This is a genomic window from Vibrio xiamenensis, from assembly GCF_900100015.1.
Classification (GTDB): domain Bacteria; phylum Pseudomonadota; class Gammaproteobacteria; order Enterobacterales; family Vibrionaceae; genus Vibrio; species Vibrio xiamenensis.
This window is the reverse complement of record NZ_FNDD01000045.1, coordinates 1-20,343: the sequence shown is the minus strand read 5'-3', so window position 1 is coordinate 20,343 and position 20,343 is coordinate 1. Positions and strand designations below refer to the sequence as shown.

19 protein-coding genes are annotated in these 20,343 nt (G+C 47.6%); 10 read left to right on the top strand and 9 right to left on the bottom strand.

Annotation, left to right across the window (positions count from 1 at the left end):
- The first annotated feature begins 17 nt into the window (after positions 1–17).
- Positions 18–1,166: a GGDEF domain-containing protein gene (locus BLS03_RS23715; RefSeq protein ID WP_245696793.1), complete on the top strand. Its 1,149-nt coding sequence runs from the start codon at positions 18–20 to the stop codon at positions 1,164–1,166.
- Positions 1,167–1,202: 36 nt separating this feature from the next.
- Here the strand turns inward: BLS03_RS23715 and BLS03_RS23710 are convergent, their stop codons facing one another.
- Positions 1,203–1,979, bottom strand: coding sequence for a Zn-ribbon-containing protein (locus BLS03_RS23710; RefSeq protein WP_093279344.1), 777 nt, complete (start codon positions 1,977–1,979; stop codon positions 1,203–1,205).
- 2 nt (positions 1,980–1,981) lie between these two features.
- On the bottom strand, positions 1,982–2,527 hold the full coding sequence (gene syd, locus BLS03_RS23705; RefSeq protein WP_093279343.1) for a SecY-interacting protein: 546 nt from the start codon (positions 2,525–2,527) through the stop codon (positions 1,982–1,984).
- 108 nt (positions 2,528–2,635) lie between these two features.
- Between syd and queF the strand changes: the two genes are divergently transcribed.
- From queF to xni, 5 genes are all read left to right on the top strand, one after another.
- A complete protein-coding gene (queF, locus tag BLS03_RS23700) occupies positions 2,636–3,481 on the top strand; it encodes an NADPH-dependent 7-cyano-7-deazaguanine reductase QueF (RefSeq protein WP_093279342.1) in 846 nt (281 codons plus the stop codon).
- A gap of 13 nt (positions 3,482–3,494) precedes the next feature.
- A complete protein-coding gene (locus BLS03_RS23695; RefSeq protein WP_093279341.1) occupies positions 3,495–5,762 on the top strand; it encodes a tetratricopeptide repeat-containing diguanylate cyclase in 2,268 nt (755 codons plus the stop codon).
- Positions 5,763–5,871: 109 nt separating this feature from the next.
- Positions 5,872–7,449, top strand: a complete 1,578-nt coding sequence (locus BLS03_RS23690) for a GGDEF domain-containing protein (RefSeq protein WP_093279340.1) — start codon at positions 5,872–5,874, stop codon at positions 7,447–7,449.
- A gap of 140 nt (positions 7,450–7,589) precedes the next feature.
- Positions 7,590–8,960, top strand: coding sequence for a nucleotide 5'-monophosphate nucleosidase PpnN (gene ppnN / locus BLS03_RS23685; RefSeq protein WP_093279339.1), 1,371 nt, complete (start codon positions 7,590–7,592; stop codon positions 8,958–8,960).
- Positions 8,961–9,043: 83 nt separating this feature from the next.
- Positions 9,044–9,817 (top strand): flap endonuclease Xni, encoded by a 774-nt coding sequence (xni, locus tag BLS03_RS23680; RefSeq protein ID WP_093279338.1) that lies wholly within the window; start codon positions 9,044–9,046, stop codon positions 9,815–9,817.
- 81 nt (positions 9,818–9,898) lie between these two features.
- Here the strand turns inward: xni and rlmM are convergent, their stop codons facing one another.
- The 7 genes from rlmM to pomA form a co-directional block, all read right to left on the bottom strand.
- Entirely contained in the window at positions 9,899–10,990 is a 1,092-nt protein-coding gene (rlmM, locus tag BLS03_RS23675; protein WP_093279337.1) for a 23S rRNA (cytidine(2498)-2'-O)-methyltransferase RlmM, read from the bottom strand.
- Positions 10,987–11,385 (bottom strand): DUF423 domain-containing protein, encoded by a 399-nt coding sequence (locus BLS03_RS23670; protein ID WP_093279336.1) that lies wholly within the window; start codon positions 11,383–11,385, stop codon positions 10,987–10,989. Before BLS03_RS23670 ends, rlmM begins: the two co-directional genes overlap by 4 nt.
- Positions 11,375–11,998 (bottom strand): alpha/beta fold hydrolase, encoded by a 624-nt coding sequence (locus BLS03_RS23665; protein WP_093279335.1) that lies wholly within the window; start codon positions 11,996–11,998, stop codon positions 11,375–11,377. The genes BLS03_RS23670 and BLS03_RS23665 overlap by 11 nt, the downstream gene beginning before the upstream one ends.
- Positions 11,979–12,899, bottom strand: a complete 921-nt coding sequence (locus BLS03_RS23660) for a transcriptional regulator GcvA (RefSeq protein WP_093279334.1) — start codon at positions 12,897–12,899, stop codon at positions 11,979–11,981. The genes BLS03_RS23665 and BLS03_RS23660 overlap by 20 nt, the downstream gene beginning before the upstream one ends.
- A gap of 416 nt (positions 12,900–13,315) precedes the next feature.
- Entirely contained in the window at positions 13,316–14,764 is a 1,449-nt protein-coding gene (thiI, locus tag BLS03_RS23655) for a tRNA uracil 4-sulfurtransferase ThiI (protein ID WP_093279333.1), read from the bottom strand.
- 165 nt (positions 14,765–14,929) lie between these two features.
- Positions 14,930–15,892 carry a flagellar motor protein MotB gene (locus BLS03_RS23650; RefSeq protein ID WP_093279332.1) on the bottom strand — a complete coding sequence of 321 codons (963 nt, stop codon included), beginning with the start codon at positions 15,890–15,892 and terminating at the stop codon, positions 14,930–14,932.
- A 9-nt stretch (positions 15,893–15,901) separates the two neighbouring features.
- Positions 15,902–16,666 (bottom strand): flagellar motor protein PomA, encoded by a 765-nt coding sequence (gene pomA, locus BLS03_RS23645; protein ID WP_093279331.1) that lies wholly within the window; start codon positions 16,664–16,666, stop codon positions 15,902–15,904.
- 274 nt (positions 16,667–16,940) lie between these two features.
- Between pomA and xseB the strand changes: the two genes are divergently transcribed.
- From xseB to tnpA, 4 genes are all read left to right on the top strand, one after another.
- Positions 16,941–17,183, top strand: coding sequence for an exodeoxyribonuclease VII small subunit (gene xseB, locus BLS03_RS23640; RefSeq protein ID WP_093279330.1), 243 nt, complete (start codon positions 16,941–16,943; stop codon positions 17,181–17,183).
- Positions 17,184–17,204: 21 nt separating this feature from the next.
- Positions 17,205–18,089, top strand: coding sequence for a (2E,6E)-farnesyl diphosphate synthase (ispA, locus tag BLS03_RS23635; protein WP_093279329.1), 885 nt, complete (start codon positions 17,205–17,207; stop codon positions 18,087–18,089).
- A 21-nt stretch (positions 18,090–18,110) separates the two neighbouring features.
- A complete protein-coding gene (gene dxs, locus BLS03_RS23630) occupies positions 18,111–19,976 on the top strand; it encodes a 1-deoxy-D-xylulose-5-phosphate synthase (protein WP_093279328.1) in 1,866 nt (621 codons plus the stop codon).
- 173 nt (positions 19,977–20,149) lie between these two features.
- Positions 20,150–20,343 (top strand): IS200/IS605 family transposase (gene tnpA / locus BLS03_RS23625; protein ID WP_143015683.1); only part of this gene is annotated, 194 nt, incomplete at its 3' end.

The following is a 20,343-nucleotide window of genomic DNA, read 5'->3' as shown; positions in this document are numbered from 1 at the left end:
TAACTTGAGGTTGCCCTGTGCGTGCCTGCCTTCAAACCTTAGCTCAGCAAATGCAAATCACTGAGCAAGACATAAGCCAACGCAAAGAGTTACTGAATTTCACTGCCAGTGATATCGCCTGCCTAACCGCCTGCAGTGACTGGATTGCACCGTTGATCCCCAATATCGTCAGCGAACTTTACTTACAGCAAACCCAAATTGACGAAATTGCCAATCTGATTGGCGATCAGCAAACTTTAATCAATTTGCATAGCGCGATGACTCGCTACATCACTGAGCTCTTTAGTGGTGACTATGGCATGAACTATGTCGAAAAGCGCCTGCGAATAGGTAAAGTGCACCAACGCATTGGCGTTAGCTCCAAGTTGTATCTAAGCGGCGTACATATGTTACAAAACCTGCTGATTAGCGACATTCACGAGTATTTCACGCGCCACAAGCAATCGCCGGCCAAAACCACCAATGCGCTGCGCAAACTGTTCTATTTCGACAACCAGTTGGTGTTCGATACCTACGTATCGAGCATGCAAAATGAGTTAGAAGAGGTCAATCAGCAGCTCAATGAGTGCAGTGAAAACCTTGAAAAAACCATTCATGCCCGCACTCACCAATTGGTTGAACTGTCGATGCGCGACTCACTGACCGGGCTTTATAATCAACGCGCGTTTTATCAAGAAGCCAATAAGGTGTTTGAACTGTGCCAACGCACAGACCTGCACTTTTCGCTGCTGTATATCGACTTCAACAAATTCAAACAGGTTAATGACCATCACGGTCACCGCATTGGCGATCAAGTGATTAAGGCGTTTGCTAACGCCTGCCGTGATAGTTTGCGAAAAACTGAGACTACCGCCCGTTTTGGCGGCGACGAATTCGTGATTTTGCTGCCCAACACACCAATTGAAAACGCCGAAATTGTGTGTCGCCGCTTAACTTCTGAATTTGAGCGCCAACTCGATGTCGACGTGAGCCTTAGTATCGGCGGCGCCTCTTACTTTCCGGGCAGCAGCCTAAATTTGGACACCATCATTCAGCTCGCCGATCGGCAAATGTACATTGCTAAAAAAGCCGCCCATATCAGTGATACCAGCGAGTTTCGTTTTATGCTTCGAGACAGCGGCAGCCATAACGATGCAGGCCTTAAAAAACACAACACTCGCCATTAGGCGAGTGTTGGTTACGCTAGCGCCTTCTAAACAGCGCTACTTAATGTGATCCCAGGAGAGATTGGATACGATTCGGCAGTTATCGCATTTAAAATGGAAGATATCGTGCACGGGCTCATCAAGTAACCAATCACCACCACACTTCGGGCACTTTCTTGCCTGCTCGTCAGCCAAACTGCTGCCGCCAACGCGATATTGATAGTAATAGGTCGGCACCTTGGTTAAGTACTCAATTCGACCTCTTAAGTCCCAGCCGCGACGAAACAGCACGCTGTCGGCATCGCAAATCTCATGCAGCGCTGCATGTTCAGCGCGGCAGCCTCCTGCCATTTGCAACTCATCACACGCTTGCCATTCGGTTTGCCATTTCACCACCGCCTTGTGATCGCCGTTAAACGTCGGCGGATTACGATAGAGCGGAATCGGCAGCAGCGTATCGCCGCTTCGAAGTGGTGAGCAGGTGTGCACATAGGTGGTGTAAAGAATCTGCCAGCTTGGCGTGCGCGCCTCGGCCGCTTGCTCAGAGTTAATATCACGGCCAAGAAGGCGAACTTTCGGCGCCAACAATGAGGCGTCGCTTAACGCTCGTAAACAGTGTTTAACAAAGCCAGAGTGATGGCTAGGATGAAGGCTGTTTTCCTCCGGACACACCGCGCGCACAAAAAATTCGCCATCGCCAAGCACAATCGGAAACTCACGCCCTAGCACTTGGCCGTTATAGCGCAGCGCATCCATTAGGCCATTAATCGCCTTATCCACGGCGCTAATCGTGGTGTTATCAAAACACTCGAATTGCAGTTCAACAACGTACATGATTAAACCACAGGCTCTAGTTGAGTAAGAAATTCACCAAGATTATCCGCCAAATGTTGGCGCTTTTGGGTTCCCAGCGTTTCCAGCACCACTTCACCACTTAAGTTACAGATTGAAACCACATCCAAATCAGCCTCAGTCGCAGCAATAAAGACGGTCGGTTTCAGTTTCAATCGCCGCTGCATTACCAAATGGCCAAGAATGTTTTCTTGAAGGCGTTGATAATCTTCATCGCTCCACACTTGCAGCAGCGTCAAATTGTGATTTGCAAAACGCGCATCCATATCCGCGCTGTATTGCGCGCCATAAAAAGTTTTGATGTCGTCGTGCAGCGTCAGTTCAATGCCCTGTTCAACATTGGCAAGATCACCTGCCACATCACGAGGCTGCGCTTGCCAACTGACGCTATCGTGATGCTTATGCACCACACAAGGTGAAACCAGATCCGCCAGCTCTTCGCTTATCGGCAGTGAACCATGAGACTCTTGGTACGCTTGCTGATAACGTTGGCTAAAGGAAAATAAAGCTTGCAAGGCACTGTTTGCCATAACACACTCCAAATAGTGACTTGTTAAAACCACCTTCAGCTGAGCTAATGACAGCCACGGCAGTATTGCGTAAAATTCCCGGTATTCTAATCGAAATCAAAGCAAAGTATGAGTAAATATTCTGGCGCTAAAGAACTTGCTGGCCTAACTCTAGGACAAAAAACCGAGTACGCCACTCAGTATCAACCATCACTGCTTCAGCCAGTGCCTCGCAGCCTAAACCGTGACGATCTTAATTTAGGCGCTGATCTGCCCTTTCAGGGCTGTGATATTTGGACTTTGTATGAGCTGTCATGGCTAAATTCAAAAGGTTTGCCGCAAGTTGCGATTGGCGAAGTGGCTATCCCTGCGACCAGCGCGAACTTAATTGAGTCGAAGTCGTTTAAGCTGTATCTCAACAGTTTTAACCAAACCCGATTTGACTCATGGCAAGCAGTTGAGCAAGCGTTAATTCAAGATCTTTCCAACTGCGCGGGCGAAACGGTTAGTGTCAGCGTAAAACCGGTTTCGGCATACACAGACGAGCCCATCGTCACCATGCAAGGCGAATGCATCGATGACCAAGACATTGAAATTGCCGATTATCAGTTTAATCCGGATTACCTCAAAGATGCCGCGGGCCCGCTTGACGTAAGCGAAACGCTGCACAGCCATTTGTTGAAGTCGAATTGCTTGATCACCAACCAGCCTGACTGGGGCAGCGTCGAGATTTGTTATCAAGGTAAGCAGATCAACCGCGAAGCGCTTTTGCGTTACATCGTCTCATTTCGCGAGCATAATGAATTTCATGAGCAGTGTGTCGAACGAATTTTTACCGATATCATGACTTACTGTCAGCCAACGCAATTGACGGTTTACGCTCGTTATACTCGCCGTGGTGGGCTGGATATCAACCCTTATCGCTCGAATCAACAACCAAAACCGGCGCACAATCACCGCATGGCCCGTCAATAAGGAATTTGTTCAAATGCACTCTTTTCGCTGGATCGTTATCGTCCTGCTGTATGCGTTAAGCTTCTCTGCTGCCAAAGCGGCGATTCTCTATTCTTCACCGGTGCTCAATGAAGCGGCCAGTTTGCTAGAGATCGTTCCGCAGCAATCTAAACAGCTAGCAGATGGTTACTTAACCCAGCGAAAATTGGCATCAGACGATGACAAAGGCCCAACGGCAATGAGCCGTGAAGAGACCGACAGCCGTATTCGCACGCCAGGCGGTACTGTAGAAGCACTGCAAATCTTAGCTCAAGCGGAATTTAACTTAGGCAACCAGGCTTTTGCGAAGAAGCTGCTCGAGCGTGCAGAAGAAATGGCAGCCAGCCACACGCTACCCTTTCAACATCTGCGCACACGTATTTTGATGATTCGTCTGCGCTGGCTTGATGATCACAACTCCCGTGAAGCTCAGCGTGCCCTTTCCAGTGTCGAACAAGAATTCCGTAAAGTCGAAAATACCGAGCAACTGGCCAAAGGCATTCACTATCAAATGAATATGTTGGCGGCTGAGATTGCCTCCTATGATAACGATATTCTGGTCGCCGACCGTCTCTATGCCGCCCAAGCTGATTACATAAACCACGTACAATCTCCGACCATCGCGATTGATTACCACACCGCCATCGGCCGCCATTTGCTCAACCATAAGCTCTACAACAAAGCGTTATCTGAGCTGCTCATTGCCTATTGGAGCGCGATTGAGGAAAACGCCAGCGCCGAGCTTGCTAAAGTTAACTGCTTGCTGGCCCAGCTGTTTTTCGAGCGTAAAGTGTTGGATAAAGCCATCGACCACTTACTTCAGGCTGCTGACTTTTATGACAATTACACCAACTCTCCTGCGCTGCCCCCAGTGTTGAAGCTGATGGGCGATGTCTATTACCACCAAGGTAAATACAACTTGGCGCTGGTGCACTATTTCAATGTCATCGATCACGAAGACGCCAAAAGCAACATTGGCGACGTCATCGATATTCGCCTCTCGCTCGCGAAAACTTATCTGAACCTATATAACATTCCACTTGCCGAACAATATCTTGAGCGAGCCAGAGAATTACTATCTCAAACTAACCTACCTAAACTCAAAGCGGAGTCACTGTTGCTTGAGTCGGGGTTGTCATACAACCAAAAATTGGCGCCGCAAGCGGTCGATTACGCCAAACAGGCACTTGGAATTGCGATCAAAGAGAATGACTTAAGTTTACAACAACACGCTTACCGTCTTCTGTATCTCGCCTATGAGCAAAATGCCCAGTACGACAAAGCACTCAATAACCTTGAGCAGTACAATGCGCTGGCAACCATAGAGCAGCGCCAGCTTAACCTAATTAGCGAAGATGCATTTCGCCAGCAAAAAGAGTTTATAGAACAACGTTTACACATCACTGCGCAGCAAAATCAGCTCAATAAAGTCACCAGTGACTTTCAAAAATTCCAAAAAGTGTCATTTGCACTGTTTATCGGTGCCACGCTGTTCTTTTTGCTGATGCTGCGCCGCGGCCAGTTGCTTAAAGAGAGCAAGGAAAGCATTGGTGATTTAACCCAACGATTGTTCACTCACTCTCGCTCTGGGCTTAATAACCTGCGCATGCTCAACATCAAACTGCCACAATCTCTAGAGCAAAGTAGTGACAAGTTTGAACGCTGGCACATCGGTGAGCTGATCAATGAGCCACTCAATGACCGCTTACAGTTTGCGATGATCGACGTGCCGTTTATGCGTAACATCTATCTTAAGCACGGCTATGAAGAAGGGCTCAAGCTGGAAAAAGCGTTTGGCGATTACATGAAAGAACGCATTGAAGAGCCGGCGCGGATTTACCATTTCTCCGATTCAAACTTTTTATACATTGAACCCAATACCGATCGCGACCGCGATCCGCAGCAGTTAGTCGATAAAATTCATCAATGGATTGAAGGCTTTCTGCCGCAGCGCAATTTGGACCGCATCATTCGCGTTGGCTTGGCGGATTACCCGTTCCTGCCACGCGCCTATACCGCGATTAATGACCGAGAGCTGTTGGATATTTTACTGATGGCGACCAGCGCAGCGCGCACTCTGGCGATGCAAGAACAAACCAGCCAGTGGGTGTATCTCAAGGCCATTGAAAATGCTCCGGCGGCCAGTTTAGCCACTGGCAACATTCGCAAAGCGTGCAAACACTCTCTCAGTCAAGGGCTGATAAAAGTACATTCTTCCTATCAGAATGAGGAAGCGCTCAAAAAACTGCTAAAAGATGACTAAAACCTCTACAAACAGTAAGCTTTATAGGTGACGCGGTTTTTTAATTTGATATTATCGAATGCAGTATAGATACCGTTGTTAGTCATCTAGTGGTTAAAAAGTTTATTTAATGGGCGTTCTCGAGCAAGACCTTCAAAAACAATTAACAGCTCTACAGCAGCAGCTTGAACACGCACGTTTAACGCAGCGAGACAGTTCATTCAAATATCAGCGCGAGCAAAAAGTGCTACGCCGAATGATTACGTCATTAAGCATCAATCAGTGTGATAAAGACAACCCTAGATTAAACCAAAGTCTCAGCGAACTGTGCCAAGCACTCGAACAGAAAAAAGACGTCAGTGATCTTATTCCTAAAATCGCCGTACTTGAACGTTTATTAAAACAACAAGCCATCGCGATGGAAAAACACACACATCAGCTCGACAATCAAGTTAAGCACAGCGGCGAAGCCTTGCTGCGTGTCAACGGCTTACCGGCCAAAGTTAAGCGTGATCTTCGCGATTTACTCAGTTACTCCAATGGTTTAGCGCTCAATCAATCAGATCACTTAGTTAAACTGCTGAGTATTTATGAGCGTACGATTAAGATCATCGCAGCTAACCCTGACAGCACCATTGACGATCTTGCTAGCAGTTCAGAGAAAGAGCTTCTCAGCAAACTCAGTACTGAACTGCAACACCTCATCACTGAACTCGACTTTGAAGGCGAATCGGGTGAGATGCTGCTTGAGATTCGCGCTAAGTTACTGCTTGGGCTAAATAGCCAGTCGCTGCTTGAAATCACGCTGCAGACCCTAAAACTGGTGGTCGAAGCCACCAAGTTTGAACGTAAAACCTCAGAGCAATTTCTTGCTCAGGTAAACACCACACTGGCCAATAATTTGAAATCTGCCGCGCAGAGCCTAGATCAAACCCAAAGCTATTTTCAGCAGCGCCAAATCACCTCGCAAGAACTCAACAACATCGTTCAACGCTCGCACCTAACCGTGTCTAACGCGGTGACCTTAGAGGGGCTAAAAACGAACATTAGCCCGCTGCTGGATAAAATCGCGACACTTTCCGAGCGGTTACAAGTCACAGAACAACGCGAGCAAGCCTTAATTGCACGTATGTACAACAGCAATAATCAGCTCGAATCACTCTACGAGTTAACCCAAGATTACCGCCGCCGCTTGGAGCTACAGTCACAAAAAATGCAGCTTGATCCTTTGACCAAGGCGTATAACCGGAACGCATTTATTGAAAGGCTTGAGCTGGAGTATCGCAAATGGATTCGTAAACAGAACCCGCTGCGCGTGGTACTACTCGACATTGATAATTTCAAAGCGATTAACGAAAGCTTTGGTTATTCTGCTGGCGATAAAGCGCTGAAAATTATTGTCCGAACCATAAGTAAAGAGCTCAACGAGCATGAAGTTCTGGCTCGCTTCTCCGGCCAAGAATTCGCGATTATTTTGCCTGACCGAAGCAGCAGCGACGGTTATAAACTGATTCAAACCATTCAACGCCAAGTCTCCAAACTGCCGTTCAAGTTTAAAGAGCAAAGTATCATCATCACCGCATCAGCGGTTAGTACGATGTTTTCAGACAACGACACACCGGAAACTGTTCTTGATCGACTCAATACCAATCTCAGCCAAGCCAAACGCAAAGGCACCAATCAACTGGTTTGGCATTCCAGCGACTAACCTATCGATAGATTCAAATTTGATTCAGTAATATCAAGAAGTTATGTTGTCTGCTTGATCCTTTCTCTGCTAAGCTAGTTGATGTACCAACAATAACAGCATCGCTCAGGTGCGTTCCTTTTCAGGAAAAGGAGGTCATTATGATCACCCATATCAGTCCAGCTGGCAGCATGGATTTGCTTTCGCAACTCGAAGTTGAACGTTTAAAGAAGACCGCCACCAATGATAGAGACCTCTATCAACTTTACCGTAACTGTACGCTCGCGGTATTGAACTCTGGTAGCCACACCGATAACTCCAAAGAATTACTCGATAAATATCAATCATTTGATGTCAACGTACTGAGCCGCGAACGCGGTATCAAACTCGAATTGATCAATCCGCCTGAACACGCTTTTGTTGACGGTGAAATCATCAAAGGGATTCAAGAACATCTGTTTTCTGTGTTGCGCGACATCGTTTACGTCAATATGCATTTGGCCGACAGTCAGCGTCTCAATCTGACCAACTCAACCCATATCACCAACTTGGTTTTTGGCATTTTGCGTAACGCCGGAACCATTATTCCTGGCATCACTCCGAACCTCGTGGTGTGCTGGGGTGGTCACTCAATTAATCCAATTGAATATCAGTACACCCGCGAAGTAGGTAACGAACTTGGCCTGCGCGAACTGAATGTCTGTACTGGTTGTGGTCCGGGCGCGATGGAAGGCCCAATGAAAGGGGCGGCGATTGGTCATGCCAAACAACGTTATACCGAGCAGCGCTATCTCGGCCTAACCGAACCTTCAATCATCGCTGCTGAGCCGCCAAACCCGATCGTTAATGAACTGGTGATCATGCCGGACATCGAAAAACGTCTCGAAGCGTTTGTTCGTCTTGGTCACGGTATTGTGATTTTCCCAGGTGGCCCGGGCACCGCTGAAGAGCTGCTATATATCCTCGGCATCATGATGCATCCGGAAAACATCGACCAACCGATGCCAATTGTTCTAACCGGCCCTAAAGAGAGCGAAGCCTACTTCCGCTCGATTGATGAGTTCATCGGCGAAACTCTTGGCGCTGAGGCGCAAAAACACTACCAGATCGTCATTGATGACCCGGCGAAAGTGGCGCGCGTCTTAAAACAAGCGATGCCGCAGGTGCGTGAGCATCGTAAGATTCATGGTGATGCCTACAGCTTCAATTGGTCACTGACCATAGCGCCAGAATTCCAAATGCCATTTGAGCCAACCCATGAGAGCATGGCTGCCCTTGATTTACACTTAGACCAGCCCGCCGACAAACTGGCCGCGGCGCTGCGCCAAGCGTTTTCTGGCATTGTGGCAGGGAATGTCAAAGCGGAAGGGATTCGAGAAATCGAAAAACACGGCCCATTTATTATTGATGGCGATGCTCGCCTGATGCTTAAAATGGACAAACTGCTGCGTGACTTTGTCGACCAACATCGTATGAAATTGCCAGGTGGCAGTGATTACGTACCATGCTATAAAATTGCACCTCAATCCTAACGGGTTGAAGCGCTGAGCATTTGTTTTAAAATAGGGGCCAACTGGCCCCTTTTGTTATCTGCACACTTACGCTTTGGAAATTTATGTCTATTCACCTAGTGATCATCGATGCGCTTAACCTGATTCGTCGCGTCCATTCCGCTCAACCGGACCCGCAAGATATTCCGCGCACCATTGAAACCACATCTCGCACTCTACGGCGCATTATTTCCGAAGCTCAACCGACTCATATCATTGCGGTGTTTGACCATCACCTGCAAGACCGCGGCTGGCGCGCTGAGATTTTACCGACCTATAAACAAAATCGTAAACCGATGCCCGAGCCTTTGCTGCATGGTTTGGATGACATTCAACAGGCTTGGTGGCAATTGGGGATTGATTCATTGTTGTCTGAAGGCGATGAGGCCGATGATTTGGTGGCGACCCTAGCGGTCAAAGTGGCGCAGCACAACGAGAAAGTGACCATCATTTCCACCGATAAAGGCTATTGTCAGTTGCTGTCACCAACTCTGCAAATTCGTGACTACTTTCAAAACCGTTGGCTTGATGCGCCGTTTATTGCCGCCGAGTTTGGCGTAAAGCCTGAGCAGCTCGCCGATTACTGGGGGCTAACCGGAATTAGCTCAAGCCAAGTGCCAGGCATTGCTGGCGTCGGGCCAAAAGCGGCCAAAGAAATACTGACGCAATTTGAATCTATTGAACAAGCATACCAAAGCCCGGATCTGGCAGAAAAATATCGCAAGAAGTTTGACCAACATATTGAAATGGCAAGGATCTGCAAACAAGTTGCGTCGCTTAAAACCGATATCGAACTTGGCTTTAATCTGCAAGATATTCGTTTTCAGGCCCCGAGCTAAAGCTCGCCCTTATCCATTCGCAAAAGTTTTCAGCCACAAAAAAGCGCGAGTCAAAACCCGCGCTTTTTTATTCTGTCACCATTAATGTGGCGAGATATTAGACAGGCACTGCACATGCACCGTCACTTCTTCACGGTCGTGGTACAGATGCTTGGCTTGAAGCTTAAATTTCACCCCGTGCTGTTTCAAAAACAGTTTCAGGTTATCGATGTCTTCGGCCACTTCTTCATAGCGACCTTTCATCGGCAGTTTAAGGTTGAATATCGCCTCTTTTGCCCAGCCACTGATGATCCATTCACCCATGAGCTGCGCCACACGTGATGGTTTTTCGATCATATCGCACACCAACCAAGTGACATTTTTACGTACGGGTTCAAACTTAAACCCGTCGACTTGATGGTGGGTAACCTGCCCTGTTTCCATCAAACTGTCGGCCATCATACCGTTATCGATCGCGTGCACGAACATCGAGCGCTTAACCAATTGATAAGTCCAACCACCCGGGCACGCGCCCAAATCAACCGCCCACATCCCGGGCGCCAAACGATCATCCCATTCATTACGCGGAATAAACACGTGAAACGCTTCTTCAAGTTTTAGGGTCGAACGGCTTGGCGCTTCCGATGGGAATTTCAATCTAGGAATGCCCATGAAAAAGGACGAATTGTTGCCCGGCACCGAGTATCCAACAAAGCAGTGACCCGGTGCGACAAAACAAATATGCACCACTGGCTTTTTGCTGTGCTCTTTTTTCAGCAAAATACCTTTACCACGCAGCGCTTGGCGCGCAGGTACCGTAAATTTGCGGCAGAACTTCAGCAGCTCTTTGGCTTGGTTAGTATCGGGGGTTTCAACGCGAATATCACCACAGACTGGAAAATCGTCGTGTTGCTCTAAACTGTGCAAGATCGGCGACAAGCGGTCTTCAGATGGCAGATCAATGAACTCTTCAGCAACCGCAAACATTTGCCGCGCGAAAATCAGGCTTTGGAAATCGATGCTTTGCTGCAGTTTTGCTGCATCGCCGTGTTGATAACACTCAAACAAAACATACCCTGAATTCGACTTCACACGAGGAAATCCAAAAATCTCCAATTGATTGGCCTTATCTTGAATTTCACCAGCGCAGTCTTTTTCAAAACCCGCTCGGCAATAAAGCATCAGATGTTTCACTTGTTATCCTCTTTGATCTGTAACGCCGCGTAAATAAATAGCCCCCAACCGACGATAAACAGCAAACCGCCAAGCGGCGTAATGGGGCCAAACCATTTAATGCCAGTCAATGCCAGAGCATACAGACTGCCACTAAAACAAAAGACGCCGATGATAAAGCAAATCGCCGCAGCAAAAAACGCTTTTTGTGCTTTGAGCGGTAAGGAAAGACGCAAAAGTATCGCACAGCCAATGATCGCCAGCGCATGCAAAAATTGGTAATGCACTCCGGTTTCAAACACGCCAAGCAAATATGGCGTCAATGTTTTTTTCAAACCGTGGGCGGCAAACGCGCCAAGTGCCACCGCAACCCCGGCAAACGCACCGCCAAATACCAATAAGTTTCTAATTCTCATCGTAGACCTCAAAAATAAACGCACTCAGTTGCGCTACGGCTAAGTCAATGTTGTCTTGCTCGGTATAACCTGAGCTCTTGCGAGGTTTGAAGCTATGGTCACCATCGGGCAAAAACGCTAAGCGAACTTGAGGTGACAATTCGAAATGCTGGCATTCGGCTTTGGTACCAAAAGTGTCGCGCTCGCCTTGTAAAATCAAACAAGGCTTGCTCATCGATGCCAAATGCTCACCTTTGAAGTTCTCTGGTTTCCCCGGCGGATGAAACGGAAAGCCGAGACAAGCAATGCCAGCGACTTGCGGTAAATGCTCAAGATGGCTCGCCATGCGCCCACCCATAGATTTGCCGCCAATCACAACTTTCTGTTCTGCCAAGGTATCGATCAGTTGCTCAAACGCTTCAAGGAGCTTAGGCGCGCGATCCGGCGGACGTTTCTTACCATCCTCGCCACGCTTGACCATATACGGGAAATTAAAGCGAATAACTCGAATCCCCTTCTCGGCGAGGCCTTTCGCCACCGCCACCATAAAATCATGCTCCATGCCAGCACCAGCGCCATGGGCAAAAATAAACACTGGCTGATGAGATTTGCCATCAATCAATAATTGCGTCATCGAGTAACTCCTCCTGTTCGCTTTGAGCTTTGGCTAACATCCAATCACGAAATGTCGCTATTCTACCAGTATCCGCCTGCTTTTCATGGCATACCACGTAAAACGCATTTTTGGTCATCAACACTTGATCAAAAGGCGCAATCAAACGCCCAGCGTCCATTTCTGGTTGAGCCAGTACGTTATTACCCAATGCGATACCTTGGCCGTGCGCTGCTGCCTGCAGCACCATGGTCGAGTGACTAAAAATCGGCCCATGATTAACATTAACACCATCAAGGTGGTTCTCTTTGACAAACTGTTTCCAGTCTTTTCGTGAAGTGTCATGGAGCAAGGTGTGATGTTTTAAATCCGCCAAGGTTTCTAACGATTTGTTGCCCAGCAGCAATGATGGCGAGCATAGCGGAATCAGGAATTCTTGATACAGTTTATCGGCGCGTAAACCAGACCAATGACCGCGCCCATAATAAATCGCTACATCGACATCGTCGGTTAACGACCCCTCTTCCATGTCCGCCGCTTTAATTCGCACATCGATATCTGGCTCTTGTTGATTAAAGTCTGCCAAACGAGGAACTAACCACTGAATCGCAAAGCTTGGAGGCAGGCTGATGGTCAGGGTGCCTTTTTCGCTGCGTTCCAATACTTTATCTGTGGCTTCAGCCAGTGAGGTAAAAATATCTTTGATGTCGAGAAAATAACTTTGCCCCTCTTCGGTGAGCAGCAAAGAACGGTTACGGCGGCGAAACAATTTTAAGCCGAGAAATTCTTCCAGCGCTTTAATTTGGTGGCTTACCGCCGCTTGGGTCACAAACAGCTCTTCCGCAGCACGGGTAAAACTTAAGTGCCGAGCCGCTGCTTCAAAGACGCGTAGGGAGTTTAGAGGTGGCAATCTTCTAGACATAGGTCACTCTTTATAATCGATTAGTTTTTTTTATGTGAAACATTATAAAATGTCCGTTGTCTAGCGACCAGAGAAATTCTATATTTCATCCCGCAATCGCTAGCCTGAACGGCTTGGTTCTCTGAATCAATTGGCTTAGTTATTGCGATGTTGTGTTTGCAAACTCGGTTTTCGAGTTAGGTAGATTTCTACCATTGTTTTGTTTCTTTAATCCGGGAAACAAAACGTATACTTCCTGTATTTATTTTTTGACCTGTCTGTCAAATTTTTTTAGCACCGCCTATTGGCGGTGTTTTTTTATTTTTTGTTCCTTACCGAACAACCTGTTCACTGCCGAACTCCTTTCGCCGCCCTAAGCGAAGAATAAAAAAAACCGCCTACCTTACGGCAAGCGGCTTATAGCCTTTATTTTCAGCTTACGGGCGGTAAACTTTTACGTTTGCAAACCCTTGCTCTTGCAGATACAACGCCTGCAAGCGACTCATCACGCCGCGCTCACAATAAAGCAAATACGTCTTGCTCTGGTCGAGATCGCCAAATTGGGTGCCCAGCTTGTAAAACGGCAGGTGCTTCACTTCCACACCATCAATTTCAAGCGGGTTATGCTCTTCTTCTTCTGGGCCGCGAATATCCAGCACGACTGCGTGCTCTTCAACCGCTTCGACTAATTCGACTTCTGGCGCTACTTGCTGAGATTCTTTGGCAATATCACGAATGTCCATCACTCGCGCATCACGCACAACTTGCTCTAGCACAGCAAAATCAAAGTTCTGCTCTTCCGCTTCCAGTTTATGCTTAACCGCTTTTACAGTTGGCTTTTTCGAAATCACGCCACAGTACTCAGGCATGGTTTTAGCGAAATCTTCGGTGCCGATTTCACGCGCCAGATTAATGATGTCTTCTTTATCCCAGTTAATCAGTGGGCGCAGAATCAGAGTATCGGTGACACCGTCAATATGGCGCAAGTTAGTCAAGGTTTGGCTTGAAACTTGACCAAGCGCTTCGCCCGTAACCAAAGCTTCAATAGCGAACTTATCAGCCACCATACCCGCTGCGCGCATAAACATACGTTTCAGCACCACACCCATTTGGCCGTCATCGATATTTTCAAGAATTTGCGCCACCACAGGTTCAAAATCGATGGCGATAAATTTCACTTTGGCGGATGAGCCGTATTTATTCCATAGGAAATGCGCGACTTGCTTAACGCCGATCTCGTGAGCAGGACCACCAAGGTTAAAGAAGCAGTAATGTACTTTAGAGCCACGTTTGATATGCAGATAGCTCGAGACGCCAGAGTCAAAACCACCAGAAATCAGGCTCAATACATCCTCTTGAGTGCCAAGAGGGAAGCCGCCAAGGCCTTTGTAACGACCAATGATCTGGTTGAGTTTGTCACCCGCCACTTCAACATTGACTGTGATATCTGGATTTTTCAGTTTCACAGATGCCGACTCAACCGCTTGGTTTAAGCCGCCGCCAACGTAGCGCTCAAGTTCAATTGAGGTAAAGTCATGCTTACCACGACGTTTGGCACGTACCACAAAGGTTTTGTTCTCGATGCTTTTACCACTCAGCGCCAAGACTTGCTCGTAAATATCGTGCAAATCTTTAAATTCAGATTGCTGAACTTCAAGCACATGATGGATTCCCGGCGTGCGAGTCAAAATACTCAAGGTCTGTTGATAATATTCAGACGACTCTGACGTCACCTCAATATGATCACGGCGGTTAAATACCGCGACCGATTGCGTTTCACGCTTAATGATATTGCGAATATTGCTTTCAAGAATCTTAGTGAAGCGCTTACGCACCGATTCACTTTTAACAAAAATTTCTGGATGGGGTTTAACAATAAATTTCATAGTTTCTTTCGCAAGTTAGTTTCGCAAACATTAAACCGTGAGTCAGGATTTGCACTCGCCGACAATCACGCGCCATTAAGGGCGCAGAATTATACATGATGAATTGCGCATAAAAAAGGCGAGCATGTCGCTCGCCTTTGATTCTTTATTGATTTACTTGCCTTATCAAGGGTTTGGCGTTTCAGGCACCGAAGGCACTTCGTCACTATATAGTGGCTCACCTTGCATGATACTGATTTCAACGCGGCGATTACGTGCGCGTTCGACTTCAGTATCGTTTGGCCCCAGCGGTTCGGTATCCGCCATGCCGCGAACGCGCAGACGCTGATGTGAAAAACCAGGTACTTTTTCCATCTCTTGTGCAACCGAGACCGCACGCTGAGAAGAGAGATCCCAGTTTGAGCGATACAACTCCGAGTCCAAACGCTGGTTATCCGTATGACCAGAAACACGCACGATGCCCGGGACGTCTTTCACTAAGTCCGCAATTTGCCTAACCAGCGGCCTAAATTTCGGCTGTAAGAAAGCAGAGTTTTCCGGAAATGCGCCTTTTTCACGAATACGAATCACCAACTGTTGGCCAAGGTTTTCTACTTCTATAGCTCCTTGGTCGATCTCTTGCTGCAGCGCTTTTTTAATCTTCTCTTGCAACTCTTGGTTCTCTTGGGACTGCGATTGGGATTGAGACTGTTGCTGCGGCGAGTCAGTTTGAGAATTCTGATTGGTTTGAGTTGAGGTTTCAGGCGATTCACCGCCGGTCAATTTGCCCGCTTCACGCTGAGTACCACCTGCCCTATCCGATTCACCTTCATGAAACTCCAGCGTTTGCTGAGTGATGTCCATGGTTTGCTGCATGATAACGTCAATCGGCGTTGGCTCAGGGCGGCCAGGGCGAAACTCTTGCGCGATAATGCTAGTACCTTTGGGAATGTCTTTCACTTCTAAACGGTTTTGCACACCAAACGCGAACTTCATCGAACCGGCGATCTGTTTGAACTTCAATACGTCCATTTCCGAAAACGACAGCAGCAGTACGAAAAAGCACATCAAGAGTGACATCAAGTCCGCAAACGTCCCCATCCACAGCGGCAGGCCGGGAGGCGGACATTTTTTGTTTTCTTCATCCATACCGATTACCTACTCGTTATCGACATCAAGCACGCGTTTACCTTCATTGAGATAGTTTTTCAGATAGCCATCAATCACACGAGGGTTTTGTCCGTCTTGAATCGCCAATACACCATCCATAATTAAGCGGCGATTGAGCTTTTCTTGTTCGCGGCGCAAAGAGAGTTTATCGGCGATGGGAAAGAAAACCATGTTCGATAATACCGCGCCATAAAGCGTGGTTAAAAGTGCCACCGCCATTGCAGGACCGATAGATTTAGGGTCATCCATGTTAGACAGCATCGCAACCAGACCGATCAAAGTACCGATCATGCCCATTGCAGGCGCCACATCACCAAAAGCGCGAAAAACGCCGGCACCAGCTTCATGGCGTTCATCAGTGAGGGCAATATCTTTTTGCAGCGCAGCGCGTACCACATCGGCATCGTGACCATCCACAAGTAAGTCGATGCCTTTTTGCATAAAGCTGTTGCTGATTTCCATCTCTTCTAAGGCGAGGAAACCGCCTTTACGAGCTGCGTCCGCCATCTCAACTACTTTCGCAATCAAATCTTCTGGGTTATCGGCTTTGAACATGAACGCTTTGCCAGCAATTTTCGCCGCGCCAAAGAATTGTCCCATGGTAAATTTCATCAAGACCACGAAGGTAGAGCCACCGACAACGATCAAAATAGAAGTGACGTCGACAAACATCATAATGCTTCCGCCTAGCACCATGGCCATAACGACGAAAGCAAACCCGCCAACCAGCCCTAGCAGCGTTGCTAAATCCACAAAGCACCCCTCATGCTAAAAAATTAAACGTCTCATCCAGTATATCGGCAACATCTTAAGATCTTTAATGTTTTATTAAATTCTGTTAGTCATGCCAAAACCTAATTATCCCTAATCACTATAAACCACTCTTAGTCGATTGCGTTGTAATAAACTCCATGAGCCAACACAAAATCGGACAACTACGATTTTTCTGATAAATTTGGCGCGATACATTTGACCATCCTCTATGCCTAAGGTAACTTTCGTCCATCTTTCCTAATCAAGTACTATTATGGCGAGCAAGAAACCGGAAAACATGACCTTTGAAGCCACCATCGAGGAACTCGATACGCTGGTTGAACAATTAGAGGCGGGCGATCTGTCACTTGACGATGCTTTGAAGAAGTTTGAACGTGGCATTGCCTTAGCACGCTCAGGACAAGTAAAACTGACTGAAGCGGAGCAACGAGTCAGCATTCTGCTGCAGAATGATGACGATGCGCCATTGAGTGATTTTGACACTCAATCTGAATAATCGAGACAAGAAGTTCGTGCCATGATTGAGTCTTTAACTACCCTTCAGCAACGCAATAACAGCCAGCTTGACCATTGGTTAAGCCAGTTTCCTCATCAAGATCAACCCTTGCTGCAAGCAATGCGCTACGGGCTATTGTTGGGCGGCAAACGCGCGCGTCCGTATTTGGTCTACATCACCGGGCAAATGCTTGGCTGTGATCTTGAGTCATTGGATACACCTGCTTCAGCGGTCGAGTGCATTCACGCCTATTCGCTGATCCATGACGATTTACCGGCTATGGACGATGACGACCTGCGCCGTGGTCAAAGCACATGTCACATTAAGTTTGATGAAGCGACCGCCATTTTGACTGGCGATGCGCTGCAAACCTTGGCATTTACTATTTTAGCGGAAGGACCACTGAGCGAATCGGGTGAATCTCAACGTATAAAGATGGTCCAAGCGCTGGCCAATGCATCGGGCGCGCAAGGCATGTGTTTAGGACAAGCACTTGATCTCGCGGCTGAAAATCGTCAAGTTAGCTTAGATGAATTGCAACAGATTCATCGCAACAAAACCGGCGCACTAATGAAATGCGCGATCCGCTTAGGCGCACTGGCGGCTGGCAGCAAAGGGGTGGAAATTTTACCTCAACTTGACCGTTTTTCTGACGCTATTGGCTTGGCGTTTCAAGTTCAAGACGATATCTTAGATATAATCAGCGACACTGAAACTCTTGGTAAACCGCAAGGTTCTGACCAAGAACTGAACAAAAGCACCTACCCAGCGCTGTTGGGGCTAGACGGTGCCATTAATAAAGCTCGAGCTCTGTTAGAGGAAGCACTTCAAGCACTGTCGGCGATCCCTTACAATACTGAGCGACTGGAAGAGTTCGCCCGATATGTCATCGAGCGCAAAAACTAACACTATAAGCGCGCATTATATATGACTCTTGATATTTCAAAATATCCAACGTTGGCGTTGACCAACACACCTGATGAATTACGCAAGCTTCCCAAAGAGACCTTGCCAACGCTGTGCGACGAATTGCGCACCTATTTGCTCAACTCCGTCAGCCAAACCAGTGGGCATTTGGCATCGGGATTAGGCACTGTCGAACTGACAGTGGCGCTTCACTACGTCTATAACACCCCTTTTGATAAGCTGATTTGGGATGTAGGCCACCAAGCGTATCCGCACAAAATTCTGACCGGTCGCCGCCATCAAATGAACACCATTCGTCAAAAAGACGGCTTGCACCCTTTCCCTTGGCGTGAAGAGAGTGAATACGACACGCTATCGGTCGGTCACTCTTCGACATCAATCAGCGCGGCGCTTGGCCTTGCCATCAGTGCCGGTAAAGAAGGTCAAGATCGTAAAGTGGTGAGCGTAATTGGTGATGGCGCTATCACAGCAGGTATGGCGTTTGAAGCCATGAACCACGCCGGCGATGTGCACGCCGACATGCTGGTTATCCTCAACGATAACGAAATGTCGATTTCGGAAAACGTTGGCGCGCTGAATAACCATCTTGCTCAATTGCTCTCTGGTAACTTCTACACCTCGATTCGCGAAGGCGGTAAGAAAGTGCTTTCCGGTGTTCCGCCGATCAAAGAGCTGGTGAGACGCACCGAAGAACACCTCAAAGGCATGGTGGTACCAGGCACTCTGTTTGAAGAATTGGGCTTTAACTACATCGGCCCAGTCGACGGTCATGACGTGAATGAACTGGTGAAAACGCTGAAAAACATGCGCGAACTTAAAGGTCCGCAGTTTTTGCATATCATGACTAAAAAAGGCAAAGGCTATGAGCCAGCGGAGAAAGATCCGATCGGTTATCACGCCGTGCCTAAATTTGCCCCGAACAATGACAGCCTACCAAAAAGCACCAGCGATAAGCCAACGTTTTCTAAAGTGTTTGGCGACTTCCTGTGTGATATGGCAGAGCAAGACTCAAGCCTAATGGCGATTACACCAGCAATGCGCGAAGGTTCTGGCATGGTACGCTTTTCAAAGGAGTATCCAGAGCAGTATTTTGATGTCGCGATTGCCGAGCAACACGCGGTTACGCTAGCAACCGGTATGGCGATTGCGGGTAACAAGCCAATTGTGGCAATTTACTCCACCTTTCTGCAGCGTGGTTATGACCAACTGATCCACGATGTTGCGATCATGGATTTACCCGTAATGTTTGCAATCGACCGCGCAGGTTTGGTCGGCGCCGATGGCCAAACTCACCAAGGTGCGTTTGACCTAAGCTTTATGCGCTGCATTCCCAACATGGTGATCATGGCGCCAAGCGATGAAAATGAGTGTCGTCAGATGCTCTACACTGGCCATCAACACCAGGGCCCAAGTGCAGTGCGCTACCCGCGCGGCAGTGGCTGCGGCGCAACCATCGAAACCGAATTTACCGCGCTTGAAATCGGTAAAGGCCGCATCGTCAGAAGCGGTGAAAAAGTCGCAATTCTGAACTTTGGTACTTTCTTGCCAAATGCTTTGAGCGCCGCTGAAACGCTCAATGCCACGGTCGCTGACATGCGTTTTGTCAAACCGCTGGATGAAGACTTGATTCGCCAACTCGCAGCCGAGCACGACGTGTTAGTTACTCTTGAAGAAAACGCCATTGCTGGCGGTGCGGGTGCTGGTGTGGTTGAATTTATGATGAAAGAAAAACTCATCAAGCCAGTGCTGAACCTTGGCCTACCGGATGAATTTGTCGTTCAAGGCACACAAGATCAATTGCATCAAATGCTAGGTTTAGATGCGCAAGGTATCGAACAATCGATTCGTCACTACCTTGATAAATAATCGTATTATCGAGATTAAACCAACACAAAAGGCCCTAATCAGGGCCTTTTTTATTGTCAGCTCTAAACCACCGCCTAGGGCGGTGGTGATTGTCCCTTGGGGCTATTGCCCGAAGGAATGCCCATGTTAGAAGTAAGTCTCTTATTCACCACAAGTAAGAGGAAACTAAAAACATGGGCGACTACAGAAGTTCATCACATGTATATTGGCGTTGTAAATACCACATAGTATGGACGCCGAAGTATAGATTTAAGATCTTGAAAGGTAATGTAGGTAAGGAGCTTTACCGCTCGATCTACATTTTGTGCAATATAAAAGATTGTGAAGTCTTGGAATTAAATATTCAGCCAGATCACGTTCACTTGGT

Coding starts and splice junctions, on each gene's coding strand:
- BLS03_RS23710 (WP_093279344.1), bottom strand. CDS start 1,979: ATGTACGTTGTTGAACTGCAATTCGAGTGTTTTGATAACACCACGATT.
- syd (WP_093279343.1), bottom strand. CDS start 2,527: ATGGCAAACAGTGCCTTGCAAGCTTTATTTTCCTTTAGCCAACGTTAT.
- queF (WP_093279342.1), top strand. CDS start 2,636: ATGAGTAAATATTCTGGCGCTAAAGAACTTGCTGGCCTAACTCTAGGA.
- BLS03_RS23695 (WP_093279341.1), top strand. CDS start 3,495: ATGCACTCTTTTCGCTGGATCGTTATCGTCCTGCTGTATGCGTTAAGC.
- BLS03_RS23690 (WP_093279340.1), top strand. CDS start 5,872: ATGGGCGTTCTCGAGCAAGACCTTCAAAAACAATTAACAGCTCTACAG.
- ppnN (WP_093279339.1), top strand. CDS start 7,590: ATGATCACCCATATCAGTCCAGCTGGCAGCATGGATTTGCTTTCGCAA.
- xni (WP_093279338.1), top strand. CDS start 9,044: ATGTCTATTCACCTAGTGATCATCGATGCGCTTAACCTGATTCGTCGC.
- BLS03_RS23670 (WP_093279336.1), bottom strand. CDS start 11,385: ATGAGAATTAGAAACTTATTGGTATTTGGCGGTGCGTTTGCCGGGGTT.
- BLS03_RS23665 (WP_093279335.1), bottom strand. CDS start 11,998: ATGACGCAATTATTGATTGATGGCAAATCTCATCAGCCAGTGTTTATT.
- BLS03_RS23660 (WP_093279334.1), bottom strand. CDS start 12,899: ATGTCTAGAAGATTGCCACCTCTAAACTCCCTACGCGTCTTTGAAGCA.
- thiI (WP_093279333.1), bottom strand. CDS start 14,764: ATGAAATTTATTGTTAAACCCCATCCAGAAATTTTTGTTAAAAGTGAA.
- BLS03_RS23650 (WP_093279332.1), bottom strand. CDS start 15,892: ATGGATGAAGAAAACAAAAAATGTCCGCCTCCCGGCCTGCCGCTGTGG.
- xseB (WP_093279330.1), top strand. CDS start 16,941: ATGGCGAGCAAGAAACCGGAAAACATGACCTTTGAAGCCACCATCGAG.
- ispA (WP_093279329.1), top strand. CDS start 17,205: ATGATTGAGTCTTTAACTACCCTTCAGCAACGCAATAACAGCCAGCTT.
- dxs (WP_093279328.1), top strand. CDS start 18,111: ATGACTCTTGATATTTCAAAATATCCAACGTTGGCGTTGACCAACACA.